Below are 15,516 nucleotides of genomic sequence, written 5' to 3'. Positions count from 1 at the left end.
CCATGGGCGCCGCGGGCGGGGATCGATCCGGCAGGACGGGCGGTGCCCATGGCTCAGCCGGCTCGGCCGGCGGCAGCGGTCCGCAAGAGGGGGGATACACCGTGACGGACACCCGACAGGCGCCGCACCAGCCGCCGTCGGCCTACGCGCCGCCGCAGCCGCCGGGCACGCCCGGGTCCGCGGCCGCCGCGGGGGTGCGCAGACCGAGGCCGGCCGCCCGGTCCGTGCCGCGCACCCGCAAGGCGCGGCTGCGCGTCGCCAAGGCCGACCCGTGGTCGGTGATGAAGGTCAGCTTCCTGCTGTCGATCGCGCTCGGCATCTGCACGATCGTGGCGGTGGCGGTGCTGTGGATGGTGCTGGACACCATGGGCGTCTTCAGTACGGTGGGCTCCACCATCAACGACGCCACCTCCACCGACAACGGCAAGGGCGGCTTCGACCTGGTGTCGTTCCTCTCGCTGTCCCGCGTGCTCACCTTCACCACGATCATCGCGGTGATCGACGTGGTGCTGGCCACCGCGCTGGCCACGCTGGGGTCCTTCATCTACAACCTGTCGGCGGGCTTCGTCGGCGGTGTGGAGCTGACCCTCGCGGAGGACGAGTAACCGATTTTGGGGCTCGGCCTGACGTGCGCTAATCTTTCCGTGCAGCGCGGGGCTATAGCTCAGACGGTTAGAGCGCTTCCCTGATAAGGAAGAGGCCAGAGGTTCAAGTCCTCTTAGCCCCACAGGCATCGAAGGTGGTGCCGGTCTCCGGACCGGCACCACCTTCGTCGTTGTCCGGCTCGGTTGTGAGCGGGCGCGGTGCGCTGCTCCGCGGACCGATCACGGGGCCGGTCGCGTCAAACCGGTGGCAGGTAACCGTTCGGTATCGGTCGCTGTGTATAGTCGGGCGCGTCAGAGCCTGTCTCGCACTAGAAGGAGGAGGGTCACGGGATGAAGAAGATTCTCCTGATCGCACTGGCCGCCGTCGCCGGGCTGTTCGTGTACCGACAGATTCAGGCGGACCGCGCCGAGCAGGACCTGTGGACGGAAGCCACGGACTCGGTCCCGGGCGGTTCCGGCACGAACGTGTGAGACGCCGACGGTAGCGCCGCAAGGCGCGCGGGCGTCCTTTCGGGCCCCGGTCGCAGCGCGGCCGGGGCTTCGCCGTTCCCCGGCGCGGCCTGGGCGTTCGGGCCCACCTGCCGGGAGCGCCCTTGAGTTCCGCCGCACATCGCATACGGTGCTGGCTGACGCAGGGCGAGGGACGTGAGGGGGTGGACGCCATGGCAGCAGGGGCAGCCGGCACGGCCCGTACGAGCGGCGAGCGCCGCCCCCGCGGCCTCATAGCGGGCGCCGCCGCCCTGCTCGCCTCCTTCACCGCCTTATCCGCCGCCGGGCCCGCCACGGCCGCCCCACCCGGCACCTTCCCTGTCGCCGGGACCGCCGTCTCGGGCGGCCGCAGCGCCCGGACCGCCGCCATGATCGGCCCCGGCCGCTCCCGCGACACCATCGGCCCCGGCCAGACCCGCTGGTACCGGATCGCCCTGGACGCCTCCGCCACCGCCGACCTCGCCGTCACCGCCGTGCCCGAGCCGGGCGCCGCCACCGGCTACGGCGACGGCATCGATGTGGCGCTGACCACCGCCTCAGGCGACCCATGCGGCACCGGAACGGCGCCTTTCGGCCAGGATGCGGCCGCGGCTCCACTGACCGCCGCGGTCAGCCGCGTGCCGAGCCACGACGGCACCGATCCGTGCGACAAGGCCGGCCCGTACCTCCTCGCCGTCCACCGCACCACCGGCGACGGCTCAGACCGGGCCCGCTGGCCGCTCGCCCTGCTCGTCTCCACCGAGCCGCCGCTGCCCGCCGGCACCACCCCGGCCGCCGCCCGCACCGACTACGGCACCGCGCCCGCACCCGCCACCGGCACCCCGCGGGACACCGCCGGCGGCAGCGGCTTCGACGACGCCGCCCGGATCGGCGCCGGTGTCTGGCGGGACCGGCTGCGGCCCGGCCGCACCCGCTGGTACAGGCTGCACCTCGGCTGGGGGCAGCAGCTCAGCTATGCCGCGCAGTTCGCCAACGCGCCCGCGCTCGGCGGCCACGTGGACACCTACGTCACCACCGGCGCCTACGCCCCGGGCCGGCTGCCGGTCGCGGACGCCTCGGCCGGCGCGGCCGGGGGCACCGCCCACGCCTACGACGGCACCCCGGTCACCGCGGGCCTCGGCACCGTACCCGTGACCTGGACCAACCGCTGGACGGACGACGCCACTTCGCAGCCGGTGCACCAGGCGGGGGACTACTGGATCGCGGTCACCCTCGGCCCGGTCGCGTCCGGGCAGGACACCTCGGTGGGCGTGGTGCTGCGGGTGGAGGTCACCGGCACCGAACTGGCGGGGCCCCAGTACAAGGCGCCACCGCTGGCAGGACCGGCGGGCGCGCATGCCTCATCGACCGCTTCCCCGGCCGCCGGCAACTCCCGGGGTCCCCACGGCACTTCGGGCCGCACCCGGGAGGCCGCGTCCGATGGCGGCACGCTGCCCGGCGGTCTGCACGGGGCCGACCTCGCGGCCTTCGGCGTGGGCGGGGCGCTCGCGCTCGCCGGGATGACCGCCACCGCACTTCTGCACCGCGCACGGACCCGTACGGACAGGAGCAGGGCATGAAGCGCACGATGTTCGCCGCCGCGGCCGCGCTGCTGGCGGTGGCCGCCCTCCCGGGCCGGGCGGCCGCGGACACCACGGCCCCGCCGTCCCCCGCGGCCCCTGTCGTCTGGCAGCCGCAGGGCACGGCGATCAGCGGGACCGCCACGAGCGCCGACGCGCCCGCGCTGAAGCCCGGCACCACCTACCGGGACAGCATCCGGCCCGGCCAGACCCGGATGTACGGCGTCGCGCTGGACGCCCGGTCCTCCGCCTACGCCTCGGCGTTCGCCGTCCCGCCGGCCGGCTCCCGGGTCGCCTACAACGACGGCATCGAGATCGAGCTGACCAGCGCGGACGGCACGCAGTGCGACAGCGGCGAGGAACACTTCGACGACGACGGGGACGCCCGCCCGATCGGCACCGCGGTGGCCCGCACGATCACCGACCCGGACGACATCTGCCAGGACGCCAACGCCTACACGCTCCAGGTGCACCGCACCAGCGCGGGCACCTCCGATCCCGCGCCCTGGCCGCTGGAGGTGCGGCTCGTCCTCGAACCGCCGCTGGCTTCCGGCGCTGTACCGGGCCCGGTGCCCACGACCCCCAGCGCCTCCCCGACCCCGCTCACCGCCGGCACCCCGCGCCCGGCGAGCGGCGGGGCGAGCTTCGAGACGGCCGCCGCGGTGCGGACCGGGATCTGGACGGACCGGGTGCTGCCCGGTGAGACCCGCTTCTACAAGGTCCCCGTCGACTGGGGCCAGCAGGCCACCGTCTTCGCGGACTTCTCCAGCGCCCCGGACCGCAAGGGCTTCGACCTGGTGGGCGAGGGGACCCGGCTGACCGTCTTCAGCCCCACCCGGCAGTACGTGGACGGCGTCGACGCCGGGTACGACGGCGATCCGGCTGCGCTCGTCGAGCAGTTGGCGCCGGTCGCGTACGCGAACCGCACCTCGGACGACGACACCGTCCAGCGCGTCCGCTACGCCGGCTGGTACTACCTCGCGGTGACCGTGCACCCGGATGTGGCGCGGATGGTCAAGGGCGCGCTGCCGATCACGCTGCGGGTGGAGGTCGGGGGCGCGGCCCAGGCGGGGCCGCACTACTCCGGTGATCCGGCGTCCTCGGGCATCGGGCTGAGCCGCCGTGCGGCCGAAGCGGCGGACGGTACGGCGACGGGGGGCTCTTCGGCCTCCGCCGCGCCCTCCTCCTCCGCGTTGCGGCTGCTCGGGTTCGGGGCGATCGGGGCGGGGACGGTGCTGCTGCTCAGCCTGGCGGCTTGGTACGTACTGGCCCGCCGCCAGGCGCTCCGCTCGGGCCGAACGGCGTCGTAGGGCGGTTCGCGGGCCGGGCTGGTGGGGGGACGGGCTCGTGGGGCGGGTGCCTGGCAGGGCTGGCTTTGGGCGGCTTGTGAGGGGGCGGGCTTGTAGCGCGGTGCCGGCACACGGGTTACTGGCTGAGCCGTTCCTGGTGGGGCGGCATCGCGAAGCGGCCTTCGTGGGCGCGGCGAATTGCGGTCCGTCCTGGCCCCGGAGGGCCGCTCAGGACGCTGCCAGGGCCGCGATGCCCACGGCGAAGCAGATCAGCGCGAGGAGCAGGACGGGGATCGCGATCCTCGCCGGGGGGCCGGGGCGCGGACGGGTCGCGGGGAGCCGGGCGGAGGCGGTGTCGGCCTGGGCCGCGGGCGCGGGTGTCGGTGCCGCGGGCGGGACGGGGCCGGGGGCGGGGCTCGGCAGCGGGAGGGGCGCGGGCACGTCGAGGCGGGTGCGGGGGTGGGTCAGCGGCTCGCCGGTGGGGCTGCCCGCGGGGACGTGTGCGGCGGGGCCGCTGTCCGGCAGGGGCTGCTGGGCCGGGGCCGGGAGGAGGGGCACCCCGGAGGACGGCGCCTCGGCGGGCTTGGGCGGCGCGCTTCGTGGGGCGTTCGGCGGGGTGCTCGGCGGAGACGGCGGCGGGGCCAGTGGGGGCGTACGCGGGGGCGGCGGCAGGGCGCCGGCCGGTGTCGGGTCGGGCGGGGTGAGCGGGACCGGCGGGAAGGTCGGCGGGCCGGCCGGGGGCTGCGGACTCGGCGCCCGGTCGCCCGGCGCGGGCAGTTGCTGCCCCCCGATGGCCGCCCCGAAGGCCAGCGGCGGCCCCATCGCGTGCCGTCCGGAGCTCGCGGTCAGCGGGCCGTCCGGGCCGAAGCCCTCCGGGAGCGGGCCGATCCGGTCGAACACCTCGATCGGCGGCTCGCCCTCGGCATCCGGTAGCAGTTCCACCGCGGCGGCCAGCGCTTTGCGCGCCCCGGTCGCCGTACGGAACCGGGCGTACGGGTCCGGCTGGAGCAGCGCGCCGACCACCTGCCACAGCGGATCGGGGACGCCCAGCGGGGCCGGCGGCATGCCCGAAGCCAGGAACCGCTCCTGGATCGCCTGGGCGTCGGGCTTGCGGCCGCTGAGCAGGTACAGGGCGACGAGGCCGACGGCGTACAGGTCGGCGGGGAAGTCCGGCTCGGCGCCGAGCAGTTGCTCCGGGGCGAAGTAGCCGGGGGTGCCCACGACATAGTCCGCCTCGGTCAGCCGGGGGTCGCCCTTGCGCATGGAGATGCCGAAGTCCGACAGGCGTACGTGCGGGGTGCCGGTGCCGGTCGCCTCCAGCAGGACGTTGGCCGGCTTGATGTCGCGGTGGACGACGCCCTCGGCGTGCACGGCGCCCAGGCCGGCGAGCAACTGGTCGAGCAGGACGGTCACTTGGCGGGGCGGCAGCGGGCCGTGGTCGCCGATCAGGTGCGACAGCGAGCCGCCGCGCACCAGGTCCATCGTGAAGAGCACCTTGTCGTCGTCGGCGGCCCAGCTCGCGGGGGCGAGGACGTGCGGGTGGTCGATGCGCAGCGCCTGCTCGCGGACGAAGCGCAGCAGGGCGTGCGCGTCCCGTTGCTGGAGCACTTTGGCGGCCACGTAGCGGCGCCGGCGGTGGTCCCAGGAACGCCAGACCGCCCCGACCCCGCCGCGCCCGATCGGGTCCACCAGTTCGTACCGGCCCGCGAAGACCTCACCCATGGTCGGCCGCCCGCTCCCTTCTCCGCCGTCCGCGCGGCCCGCGGCGATCCCGTTGCGGTGCCCGCTCACTCCTGGTGCACGCACAAACTCTGCCAGGTACGCCCCCGCTCGGGCGAGGCCCCACGGCTTCCCGTCCCGCCCGCCTCCCCGTTCCCCCGCCCCGCACCCCCCGTTCCCCCGCCTCCCTCGCCGATACCGACTCGGCTCCCGCCCCGGAACCCGGTACGCTGTCTCCGACACGGGGCCTTAGCTCAGTTGGTAGAGCGCTGCCTTTGCAAGGCAGATGTCAGGAGTTCGAATCTCCTAGGCTCCACAAGCGGCTTGTGCACGTCAGCGACCCTCCTGCCCGATTCGGGCAGGAGGGTCGTCGGCGTCCGGGCACCCGCTGTGTCGGCCGCTGTCGGCCGCAGTCGGCTACGGACGTGCGGGGGCGATGGTGCGGGAGCCGGCGGCATAGCAGTGGACGGTCACGGTCTGCCGCGGGCTCCACTGCTGCTCCATCGTGGCCAGCCGTTCCCAGCCCAGCCGTTCGTACAGGGCCGCGGCGGCCTTGTCGGAAGCCGCCACGTCCAGCACCGGGTGCAAGCCCCGCCGCCGGGCCTCCCGTTCGGCCCTGCCGATCAGCAGCGCCCCGATCCCGTGACCCCGTGCTCCCGGGGCGACGAAGAGCCGGCTCACGACGGCGGCCCGCTCCGGCCCTGTGCCGTTCCGGTCGCCCCAGAGCACCGGGGCGAGGTCTCCCGGTCCGCTCGGGGACAGCCCGACGTGGCCTGCCAACCGGCCGTCGAGTTCGGCGACCCAGGCGCCGAGCCCACCGGCCTCCGCGATCCACTCGGCGGGCTGCTCGGGCCAGTTCAGCGGATAGCCGTCCTGCCGGTGGACCTCGGCGAGGGCGCGGGCGCAGTCCCCGAGGTCGTCCTCGGTTCTGGGTCGGATCAGGGGCTCCTGCTGCTCACTGCGTGCTCGGTGGTGCGTCATGGTCACTCCTGCGGGCCTTCGTACCCGTCCTCGGCCGTGGCGACGGCGGCGATCTCGACGGGACTGCCTCGATCCTGTGAGCCTGCTCCTCCGGAGCTGTCCGGCGAACACCGGCAGGTGGCCTTCCGATGCCTCGCCCTCGCTCCTCGCGTCCGCAGGTGATCGCGCCACCTTATCCGGCCGAGGCAACGTCTCTCCTGGTATGTGGATCACCAGGGGGCGGCACAGCGAAGATGAGAAGCATGGAGCTGCACGACCAGTACGGCCTGACACCGGTCATCAACGCGCGGGGGACGTTCACCCCGCTCGGTGTCTCGCGGAGTACGGAGGAGGTCGCCGCGGCTGCGGCTGCGGCGCTGTCCGGCTTCTTCGTCATGGAGGAGCTGAAGGACCTCGCCGATCGCACCATCGTCCAGGTCACGGGGGCGGAAGCGGGCACCGTCGTGCACTGCACGTCCGCGGCCATCACTCTGTCCGTCGCCGCGTCGATGACCGGTGCCGCACCGTCGCGGATCGCGGCCCTGCCGCACACCGAGGGGATGCCCGGGACCGTTCTCCTCCCGGCCGGGCACGCTGTCGACTACGGACATCCGATCGTCCAGGACATCCGGCTGACCGGAGCGACCCCGGTTCTCCTGGGGTCGGATGCCGGATGCTCCCTCGGCGAACTGGAGGACGGCCTCGCGCGCCCGGATGTGGCGTGCCTGCTGATGGTCTCCTCCCGGCTGACCCGGGGAGACGACCTGCCGATCGCGGAGGCGACGGAACTGGCCCACCGGCACGGCGTCCCCGTGATCGTCGACGGCGCGGCCCAGGACTTCCGGATCAAGGAACTGCTGGCCACGGGTGCCGACCTTGTGGCTGTCAGTGGTCAGAAGTACCTCGGTTCGCCCACCGCCGGGCTGGTCATCGGCCGTGCGGACCTCGTTCGGGCCGTCCGGGCGCAGGAGAAGGGGATCGGCCGGGCGATGAAGCCGAGCAAGGAGGCCATCGTCGGTGTGGTCGCCGCCCTGAAAGCACGGCAGGAGATGGACCGGCCCGCGTGGGAACAGGAGCAGTACGACAAGGCCGCGCGCTTCGCCGAAGCGGCAGGGCGGCTGCCGGGGATCAGCACCACGGTCGTCGCGGACCCGACCGGGCTGCCGTTCCCGCGCGCACGGCTCGACGTCGACTCCGCCACGGCGGGGCTGACCGCCGCCGCCTTGGCCGAGGCGCTCGCAAGCGGTTCCCCGCCGATCTGGGTCATGTCCGAGGCCAAGGAGAAGGGCGAGCTGACGCTCGAACTCGTCCCCCTCACCGACCGGGAGCTGGAGGTGATCCTCCGCAGGCTGGCGGAGCTGGTGGGGGACCGGGATGCCCCACGTGCTCCTCGGGGCGGGCGCGGAGGCCGTCGAGGATGAGGGTCAGCAGGCGGGTGGCGCGGGCTGCCGCGTCGTCGCCCGGGGGGATGCGCCACAGGACGCTGAGCTGGAGCAGGACGTCCTCCGCGTCGAGGCCCGGTTTCAGGTCGCCCAAGGCGGTGCCGGCGTCGAGAAGGGCCGTGATGGCGCCGAGAAAGGGCGCGTAGTTCTTGTCGTCCAGGCCGCCGTTGGTCGCCGCGTGGATGACCTCGGACACGCCGTACTTGAACGTGCCGTACCGGGCCACTTCCTCGAACCAGCGGCGCAGGGCGTCCAGCGGGGGCAACTCGGCGGCGAGAGTGTGGGCGAGGTCGATGACCTTCTGGATCTCGTGGTGGTAGAGCTCGACGATCAGCGCCTCGCGGGTGGGGAAGTGCCGGTACAGCGTCCCGACGCCCACCCCGGCCTGCTTGGCGATCGCGGTCATCGAGGCGCCCGAGGACGCGGCGAAGGCGTCGCCCGCGACGGCGAGGATGCGCGCCCGGTTGCTCAGCGCGTCGGTGCGCCTGGCGCGGGAGGAGGACGCGGTCACAGCTGGTCCCATCGGCTCGGTTGCAAAACGGAGAGGCTTCCGTTACGTTCGCGGGGAAGTACCGGAAGGGCTTCCGCTTAAGTTTGTCACATCACCTGGAGGACGGGCATGCCGGAAACGGTTCTGGTCACCGGAGGCACCGGCTATGTCGGCGGCTGGTGCGTCGCCGAGTTGCTGAGGCGCGGCTACCAGGTGCGCACCACCGTGCGCAGCCGCGGCAGGGAACAGGCGGTGCGCGACGCCGTGGCCGGCCAGGTGGACGCGGACGGCCGCCTGGAGTTCGCGGTCGCCGACCTCACATCGGACGAAGGCTGGGACACGGCCGTCAGGGGCGTGGACCATGTCCTGCACGTCGCCTCCCCCATGGGCGGCGCGGACGCCGACCCGGACAAACTCGTCGCCGTCGCCCGCGGCGGCGCACTGCGCGTGGTGCGCGCGGCCGCCGAGGCCGGAGTGCGGCGGGTGGTGATGACGTCCGCGGCGAACACCGCGAGCCCCTCCTCGTACGCCGAGGACGGCGTCACCGACGAGACGCTGTGGACCGACCCCGACGACCCGACACTGATCCCGTACCGCCGTTCCAAGACGCTGGCCGAGCGGGCCGTGTGGGACTACATGGCCACCTGTGACGGCCCCACCGAACTCACCACGATCCTGCCCGGCGCCGTCTTCGGGCCGATCCTGTCCACAAGCAGCATGGGCTCGACCGGCATCGTCCAGCAGATGCTCACCGGCGCCATGAGCGGCGTACCCCGTATCGGTCTGGAGATCGTGGATGTCCGCGACCTCGCCGACATCCACATCCGCGCAATGACCTCCGCCAAGGCCGCGGGCGAACGCTTCCTCGCCACGGGCGAGTTCACCTGGATGCTGGACATGGCCCGCGCCCTGAAGGAAGAGCTGGGCGAGGACGGCGAGCGCGTCTCCACGCAGGAGATCCCTGACGACGTCGTCCGCGGCAATCCCGCGATGAGCGAGATCGCCCCGGCCCTCGGGCGCCGCAACCGGCACAGCACGGCCAAGGCGCACAGCATCCTCGGATGGCAGCCGCGCCCGGCCCGCGAGACCGTGGTCGACTGCGCCCGCAGCCTGCTCTCCCACGGCCTCGCCTAGCAGGAACGCAGGCGACGGCCCGCTCCCAACCCAGGCGCCGGCCCGCTCCCGGAGACCGCGGCGGCAAGGAGTCAGCCGGTCGGCCCGGTGCGGGTGTCGTACCTCTCGCGGGCGGCGATGACCTCGTCCGTGTGCCGCACCGACCAGTCGGCAAGCGCCCGCAGCGGTTCCCGGACCGTCTGGCCGAGCGGGGTCAGCGCGTACTCCACACGCACCGGGGCCTCCGGATAGACCGTGCGCAGGACCAGGCCGTCGCGTTCGAGGGCGCGCAGCGTCTGGGTGAGCATCTTCTCGCTCACCCCCGCCAGTTGCTTCCGCAGTTGGGTGAAGCGGCACGCCCCGTGCCTGCCGAGTTCGCCCACCACGAGAACGGCCCACTTGCTGCCGATCTGGTCGAGCAGGTCGCGCGAGGGGCAGCCACGCGTGTACGGGTCCCATGGCGGTGTGGGCTCGGTCACGGCCGCTCCGGACGCCACGGCATTCACCTCGTTCCTTTCCCGCGGGTGGCCACCTTACCAAAAAGTGGTCACTTCCCTATGGAGAGCGCCCAGGTCAACGTGGGGAACGTGCCGCGGGAGGACGCGGCAGGAATGAGGAACACCCATGTCAACCGTCGTCACCGGAGCCACCGGACAGATGGGCAGGCTTGCCGTGGAGGCGCTCCTGCGGCGGGGAGTCCCCGCCTCCGAGATCGTCGCCACCGGCCGGGACATCGCGAGGATCAAGGATCTTGCCGACCGCGGCGTCGTGGTGCGCAGGGCCGACTTCGCCGACCCGGACAGCCTCGCGGCGGCCTTCGCCGGGGCCGACAAGCTGCTCCTGATCTCCACCACCACGGTGGACGAGCGCCTGGGCAACCACCGGCGCGCCATCGACGCCGCGCTGGCCGCGGGTGTGTCGCTGGTGGCGTACACGAGCATGGTGCACGCCGACACGGCCACCACGATCCTCGCCGCCACGCACCGCGCCACCGAGGAGTACCTGCGGGAGCGCGACGCGCCCAGCGTGCTGCTGCGCAACAGCTGGTACCTGGAGAACCACACCGGGCAGCTCCCCGTGATCCTCAAGCAGGGCGCGGTGACCGGAGCCGCGGGCCAGGGGAGGATCAGCGCCGCTGCCCGCGCCGACTACGCCGAGGCCGCCGCGGCGGTGCTGACCACCGAGGGGCATGCCGGCGCGGTGTACGAGCTGGGCGGCGACGAGGCCTTCACCCTGGCGGAGTTCGCCGCGGCCGTCTCGGCCGCCACCGGCAGGCGGATCGGCTACACCGATACCCCGGCCGCGGAACTCGCCCAGGTACTGACCGGCACCGGCCTTCCCGCCGCGCTGGCCGACGTCCTCGCCGACGCCGACCTCGGCATGAGCCGGGGCGAGCTGTTCACCGACTCGGGCGACCTGAGCCGGTTGATCGGCCGGCCCACCACGTCCCTCGCCGACGCGATCGCCGACGCCCTGCGCTGACACCACCGACGCCCTGCGGCGGCCACCGCCGACACCCCGCGCTGACACCGCTCACGCGCTGCGCCGGCCCGGCCCGCCATCGGCTGCGATCACCGCCCAGCCCGGCGGCATACGCGTCGCGGTCGCGAGAGAACGCACCCCTGTGAATCCCTCTGAATCTCTCCGAATCCCTCCGAGCACGTCAGAAGGCAACTCCTCATGTCCACCGGCACCACCGCGCACGCCACCCGGCGGCGCATGCTGTTCGTCTCGACCGCGACGTTCGCCGTCCTGGCCGCCCTCGTGATCCCCGCCTCCGCCACGGCCGCGCCGACGGGCCGCGAAGGCAGCGTGCGGACGATCGCCGTCGACGGCGACAACGCCTTCCCCGAGAGCGTCACGGCCGACCATCGCTACGTCTACACCGGCAGCATCGCCGACGGCACCGTCTACCGCGGGCCCGTCGGGGCGAAGACACTCGAGCCCTTCCTGCCCGGCGGCCAGGACGGCCGCACCCAGGTCACCGGGCTCAAGACCGACGGCGACCGCCTGCTGGCCGCGGGCGCCTTCACCGGGCGCTTCTTCGTCTACACCGGCACCGGGAGGCTCGTCTCCTCCTACACCGTCCCCGACACGGGGGAGAAGACCCTGGTCAACGACGAGGTCGTCGCGCCCGACGGGGATGTGTACATCACCGATTCCTTCCGCCCCGTGGTCTACCGGATCCCCGCCGCCGAGGTGAACGCCCCCGCCACCGGAGCCCACCGGACCCTGCAAGTGGCCTACCACCTGCCGGACTACGTGGCCGGCCAGTCCAACGGCAACGGCATCACCACGAGCCCGGACGGCAGGTCCCTGATCATCGGCTACTGGTACAGCGGCGCGCTCTACCGGCTCACCCTCGCCACCGGCGAGATCCGCGAAATCGCCGCCCCGGCGCTCACCAGCGCCGACGGCATCACACGGTGGGGGGACACCCTCTACATCGACCGCTCCGTGAACAACGAGGTCGCCACGGTCCGTCTCCAGGAGCACGGCAGCCGGGCCACCGTTGTCTCCGAGCGCACCTACCCGGGAGCCGATACGACCACCGGCGTCGCCGTGAGCGGGAACCGGCTGCTGGTGACCAACTCGCAGATGGACACCTACTTGTACGGCACCCCGCTGACCAGCCCGGCGTTCACGCTCGCGAGCCTGCCGCTGCACTGACCTCCGCGCCACTCGGGCCACCGCGGGCGGGACCTTCCGCCCGAGGCCCCGCCCGCCCGGGTACGGAAAGAGCGCCCACCCGGGTCCACCCGGGCACGAAAAGACCGAGCGCCCTGGGCTGCCGTCCCGCCGTACCGACAGGTCCGGCAACCCAGGGCGCTCGATGCGCCGGCACCGTTCACGAGCCGGCGGCGCTGCTCCTTGCCGAGCGGCGGCACCCTCCACGCGGAAGCGGCGCCCCTCCCCGAGCGGCCGCGCCACCCCTCGTGCAGGAGCGGAGCGCCCTACCCGCAGGAAAGGAGCCCCGCCTGCGCGGGAAGGACCCCGCCCGCACAAGAGAGGGCCCCGCTCAAGGGCACCGCCTCACTCGTCGCCCTTCTCGCGCTTGCGGTCGGCCTCCGCCTGCTTGGCCTCGACCTCGGGGTCGAGATCGCCCGCCCCCGCTGTCCCGTCGACCTTGTCGATCTTCGCCGACGAGCCGTTGACCGACTGCCCGCCCGTGTCCAGCGGGTCCACGACCGTGAGGGTCGCGCTGCCGTTCATGGCGGCACGGTCGCCGACCTCGGTGGCCTCGCTCGGCTCGACCACCCACTCCGGGCTGCTCTGCCGGGCCCACCACTTCCACACGGCGATGCCCGCCGCGGCGACCGCGGCCGCGAAGACCGCGTCCCGGGCGATCCGGCCGGCCTTCTGGCGGCGCAGCCGGCGCCGGACCAGGCGGTCGATGTCCTCCGCGGAGACCTGGCCGCGCAGGGCGTGCAGGGCGGCCGAACCGCGCAGCACGACCTCCTCGCGGGCCGGGCCCGCGGCCAGCCGCGTGACCGCGACCGCGGCGGCGGCCTTCGGCACCGCGAACTCCGCGGCCGCCCGCGCGCCCTTGCGGGTGCGGCGGGCCGCGGTCTCGACCGCCGCGGCGGCCTTCGGGGGCACGGCCGCACGCGCCTGGTCGCGGGCCTGCTCGACGCGGGCGGCGAGCTTCGCGTCGTACTGCTGCCGGGCGAGGACGCCGGCCTGGCGCCCGTACGTCCCGGCGTAGGTCCCGGCCTGCCGGCCGTAGACCACGGCGTTCTCCTTGGCCGCGCTCGCGTACGGTGCCGCCACCTCCGCGGCGTGCCGCACGCTGTCCTTCGTCACGTCGGCCGCGTGGCGCACGCTGTCGATGCGGGTCACAGGAACCTCCTCCTCGGTGGCTCGGTGGCGTACGGTTTTCGCCTATCCACCCGGTTTGAAATCATGCCCGGCCCCCTCCGGCCCGGCATGTGCGGCAAGCCATCCGGGTCAGGGCCGGGTGAGAGGCGGGTCAGCCGGGGTCATGTCCGGACCGGAGCCGGACCCGCCCCCCGTCAGCCGCGGCCGGAGCCGGCTCCGCAGGGGCGGGCGACCCCTATTTCCGTCGGTGCCGGCCACCGGTGCCGCCGGAGGGCCGCCCGGAGCGGTCGCGGCGTGCAAGGATTTGTCCCCTGTCAACGACTGTCGACGCCTGTCGGCCTGTCGGCAACTGACAGCGAAGACTGTCAACGAAGACTCCACGGAAGGTAGATCGTGGCCGAGCAGCTCTACGCCACCTTGAGGACCAACCACGGCGACATCGTGATCCGGCTGCTGCCGAACCACGCGCCCAAGACGGTGGCGAACTTCGTCGGGCTCGCGGAGGGCACCAAGGAGTGGACCGACCCGCGCACCGGCGAGCCGTCCACCGGCAGGCTCTACGACGGCACGGTGTTCCACCGGGTGATCTCCGGCTTCATGATCCAGGGCGGGGACCCGCTGGGGAACGGCACCGGAGGTCCGGGCTACGAGTTCCCGGACGAGTTCCACCCCGACCTGTCCTTCGACCGGCCCTACCTGCTGGCGATGGCCAACGCGGGCCCCCACACCAACGGCTCGCAGTTCTTCGTCACGGTCGCCCCCACCACCTGGCTGACCCGCAAGCACACCATCTTCGGCGAGGTCGCCGACGACGCCAGCCGGAAGGTCGTGGACGCCATCGTCGGCACCCCGACCAATCCGCGCACCGACCGCCCGCTGGAGGAGGTCGTCATCGAGACGGTGACGATCGAGAAGCGCGAGGGCTGACCCCCCCGCCGCACGATCCCGTACCCTTCGTCGGGAGCCTCCCGTACGGTACGGGAACACCGCGCCCCGCCCGCTCGTACTTCCGGTACGAACGGACGGGGCGCGTGAGTGCGAGGCCCGTCGTCAGGGGAGTGGGCGTCATGGAGCAGACTCTGTGCTGCTATCGGCATCCGGACCGGGAGACCGGCATCCGCTGCACCCGGTGCGAGCGGCCGATCTGCCCGTCCTGCATGGTCAGCGCGTCGGTCGGCTTCCAGTGCCCCTCGTGCGTCAGCGAGAGCAACTCCTCCCACCACGCCTCCCAGCCGCGCACGGTGGCCGGCGGCCGGGTCGGGCACGGCGACCCGTTCCTGGTCACGAAGATCCTCATCGGCCTCAATGTCGCGGTGTGGCTGCTCGAACTCGCCGTCGGCAACAAGCTGCTGACCGACCTCGGCCTCTACGCGTACTGCGACAGCCCGCCGTACAACAACGTGTGCGGCGGCGTGGCGAACGGCGAGTGGTACCGGGTGATCACCTCCGCCTTCCTGCACGACCGCACCAACCCCGCGCACATCGGCTTCAACATGCTCTCGCTGTGGTGGATCGGCGCCCCGCTGGAGCAGCGGATAGGCCGGTGGCACTACTCGGCGCTGTACCTGGTGGCGGCGCTCGGCGGCAGCGCGGCGGTGCTGCTGCTCGCCCCGGACTCGCTCACCATCGGCGCCTCGGGCGCGATCTTCGGCCTCTTCGGCGCCACCGCGGTCTACATGCGGCGCCTGCGCTACGACATGCGGCCGATCATGATCCTGCTCGTGCTCAACATCATCTTCAGCTTCACGTGGGCGAACGTCAGTTGGCAGGCGCACCTCGGCGGCCTGGTGGCCGGCACCCTGGTGGCGATCGGCATGCTCTACGCGCCCCAGCGGCGCCGGGTCCTGGTGCAGTGGGGGACCACCGCGGCCGTGCTGGTGGTCTCGCTCGCCCTCACCGCTGTCGCTGTGGCGCAGGTCACGTCATAGGGGTGCGGTCCGCCCGTGTCCCCTGGCGTTGATCACACGTTATCCACAGTGGGACGGCGCGCCTGTGCGTCATGTGCACAACCTGTGCGAGGCGTTGTGCGCA

At 73.3% G+C, this 15,516-nt stretch carries 15 protein-coding genes and 2 tRNA genes; 12 read left to right on the top strand and 5 right to left on the bottom strand.

Annotation, left to right across the window (positions count from 1 at the left end):
- Positions 1 to 2: 2 nt before the first annotated feature.
- The 5 genes from BLR33_RS04095 (at position 3) to BLR33_RS04080 (ending at position 3,963) form a co-directional block, all read left to right on the top strand.
- Positions 3 to 605: a DUF3566 domain-containing protein gene (locus BLR33_RS04095; protein WP_093782880.1), complete on the top strand. Its 603-nt coding sequence runs from the start codon at positions 3 to 5 to the stop codon at positions 603 to 605.
- 48 nt (positions 606 to 653) lie between these two features.
- Positions 654 to 727 (top strand) — tRNA-Ile (locus tag BLR33_RS04090).
- 208 nt (positions 728 to 935) lie between these two features.
- Entirely contained in the window at positions 936 to 1,076 is a 141-nt protein-coding gene (locus BLR33_RS35010; RefSeq protein ID WP_176930118.1) for a DLW-39 family protein, read from the top strand.
- Positions 1,077 to 1,267: 191 nt separating this feature from the next.
- The gene (locus BLR33_RS35005; protein ID WP_176930117.1) at positions 1,268 to 2,653 is read left to right on the top strand and encodes a hypothetical protein; all 1,386 of its coding nucleotides are present in this window, start codon (positions 1,268 to 1,270) and stop codon (positions 2,651 to 2,653) included.
- The gene (locus BLR33_RS04080) at positions 2,650 to 3,963 is read left to right on the top strand and encodes a hypothetical protein (RefSeq protein WP_093782878.1); all 1,314 of its coding nucleotides are present in this window, start codon (positions 2,650 to 2,652) and stop codon (positions 3,961 to 3,963) included. The genes BLR33_RS35005 and BLR33_RS04080 overlap by 4 nt, the downstream gene beginning before the upstream one ends.
- A gap of 207 nt (positions 3,964 to 4,170) precedes the next feature.
- Here the strand turns inward: BLR33_RS04080 and BLR33_RS04075 are convergent, their stop codons facing one another.
- Complete coding sequence (locus tag BLR33_RS04075) at positions 4,171 to 5,664, bottom strand: serine/threonine-protein kinase (RefSeq protein WP_093782877.1); 1,494 nt, start codon at positions 5,662 to 5,664, stop codon at positions 4,171 to 4,173.
- A gap of 240 nt (positions 5,665 to 5,904) precedes the next feature.
- Here BLR33_RS04075 and BLR33_RS04070 point away from each other — a divergent pair.
- A tRNA-Ala gene (locus BLR33_RS04070) sits at positions 5,905 to 5,977 on the top strand.
- A gap of 101 nt (positions 5,978 to 6,078) precedes the next feature.
- Here BLR33_RS04070 and BLR33_RS04065 read toward each other — a convergent pair.
- Positions 6,079 to 6,642: a GNAT family N-acetyltransferase gene (locus BLR33_RS04065; protein ID WP_093782876.1), complete on the bottom strand. Its 564-nt coding sequence runs from the start codon at positions 6,640 to 6,642 to the stop codon at positions 6,079 to 6,081.
- Between the two features lie 242 nt (positions 6,643 to 6,884).
- Between BLR33_RS04065 and BLR33_RS04060 the strand changes: the two genes are divergently transcribed.
- Positions 6,885 to 8,042, top strand: coding sequence for an aminotransferase class V-fold PLP-dependent enzyme (locus BLR33_RS04060; RefSeq protein WP_093782875.1), 1,158 nt, complete (start codon positions 6,885 to 6,887; stop codon positions 8,040 to 8,042).
- On the opposite strand, the gene BLR33_RS04055 is transcribed toward BLR33_RS04060, so the two are convergent.
- Positions 7,936 to 8,586, bottom strand: coding sequence for a TetR/AcrR family transcriptional regulator (locus BLR33_RS04055; RefSeq protein ID WP_176930116.1), 651 nt, complete (start codon positions 8,584 to 8,586; stop codon positions 7,936 to 7,938). The genes BLR33_RS04060 and BLR33_RS04055 overlap by 107 nt on opposite strands.
- Before the next feature lie 96 nt (positions 8,587 to 8,682).
- Here BLR33_RS04055 and BLR33_RS04050 point away from each other — a divergent pair, with 96 nt between their 5' ends.
- Positions 8,683 to 9,687, top strand: a complete 1,005-nt coding sequence (locus tag BLR33_RS04050; protein ID WP_093782873.1) for an NAD-dependent epimerase/dehydratase family protein — start codon at positions 8,683 to 8,685, stop codon at positions 9,685 to 9,687.
- A 71-nt stretch (positions 9,688 to 9,758) separates the two neighbouring features.
- On the opposite strand, the gene BLR33_RS04045 is transcribed toward BLR33_RS04050, so the two are convergent.
- Positions 9,759 to 10,145 carry a winged helix-turn-helix transcriptional regulator gene (locus BLR33_RS04045; RefSeq protein WP_245771146.1) on the bottom strand — a complete coding sequence of 129 codons (387 nt, stop codon included), beginning with the start codon at positions 10,143 to 10,145 and terminating at the stop codon, positions 9,759 to 9,761.
- A gap of 145 nt (positions 10,146 to 10,290) precedes the next feature.
- On the opposite strand from BLR33_RS04045, the gene BLR33_RS04040 reads away from it, so the two are divergent.
- Together BLR33_RS04040 and BLR33_RS04035 are read left to right on the top strand one after the other, a co-directional pair.
- Positions 10,291 to 11,148: an NmrA family NAD(P)-binding protein gene (locus BLR33_RS04040; protein ID WP_093782871.1), complete on the top strand. Its 858-nt coding sequence runs from the start codon at positions 10,291 to 10,293 to the stop codon at positions 11,146 to 11,148.
- A gap of 198 nt (positions 11,149 to 11,346) precedes the next feature.
- A complete protein-coding gene (locus BLR33_RS04035) occupies positions 11,347 to 12,336 on the top strand; it encodes an SMP-30/gluconolactonase/LRE family protein (protein WP_093782870.1) in 990 nt (329 codons plus the stop codon).
- Between the two features lie 363 nt (positions 12,337 to 12,699).
- Here the strand turns inward: BLR33_RS04035 and BLR33_RS04030 are convergent, their stop codons facing one another.
- Positions 12,700 to 13,506 (bottom strand): DUF5324 family protein, encoded by an 807-nt coding sequence (locus BLR33_RS04030; protein WP_093782869.1) that lies wholly within the window; start codon positions 13,504 to 13,506, stop codon positions 12,700 to 12,702.
- A 372-nt stretch (positions 13,507 to 13,878) separates the two neighbouring features.
- On the opposite strand from BLR33_RS04030, the gene BLR33_RS04025 reads away from it, so the two are divergent.
- Both BLR33_RS04025 and BLR33_RS04020 read left to right on the top strand, forming a co-directional pair.
- Positions 13,879 to 14,412, top strand: a complete 534-nt coding sequence (locus tag BLR33_RS04025) for a peptidylprolyl isomerase (protein WP_093782868.1) — start codon at positions 13,879 to 13,881, stop codon at positions 14,410 to 14,412.
- A gap of 140 nt (positions 14,413 to 14,552) precedes the next feature.
- On the top strand, positions 14,553 to 15,413 hold the full coding sequence (locus BLR33_RS04020) for a rhomboid family intramembrane serine protease (RefSeq protein WP_093782867.1): 861 nt from the start codon (positions 14,553 to 14,555) through the stop codon (positions 15,411 to 15,413).
- Positions 15,414 to 15,516: the final 103 nt, after the last annotated feature.

It is taken from the genome of Actinacidiphila guanduensis (assembly GCF_900103985.1).
Classification (GTDB): Bacteria; Actinomycetota; Actinomycetes; order Streptomycetales; family Streptomycetaceae; genus Actinacidiphila; species Actinacidiphila guanduensis.
This window is presented reverse-complemented; position numbering and strand designations above follow the sequence as displayed.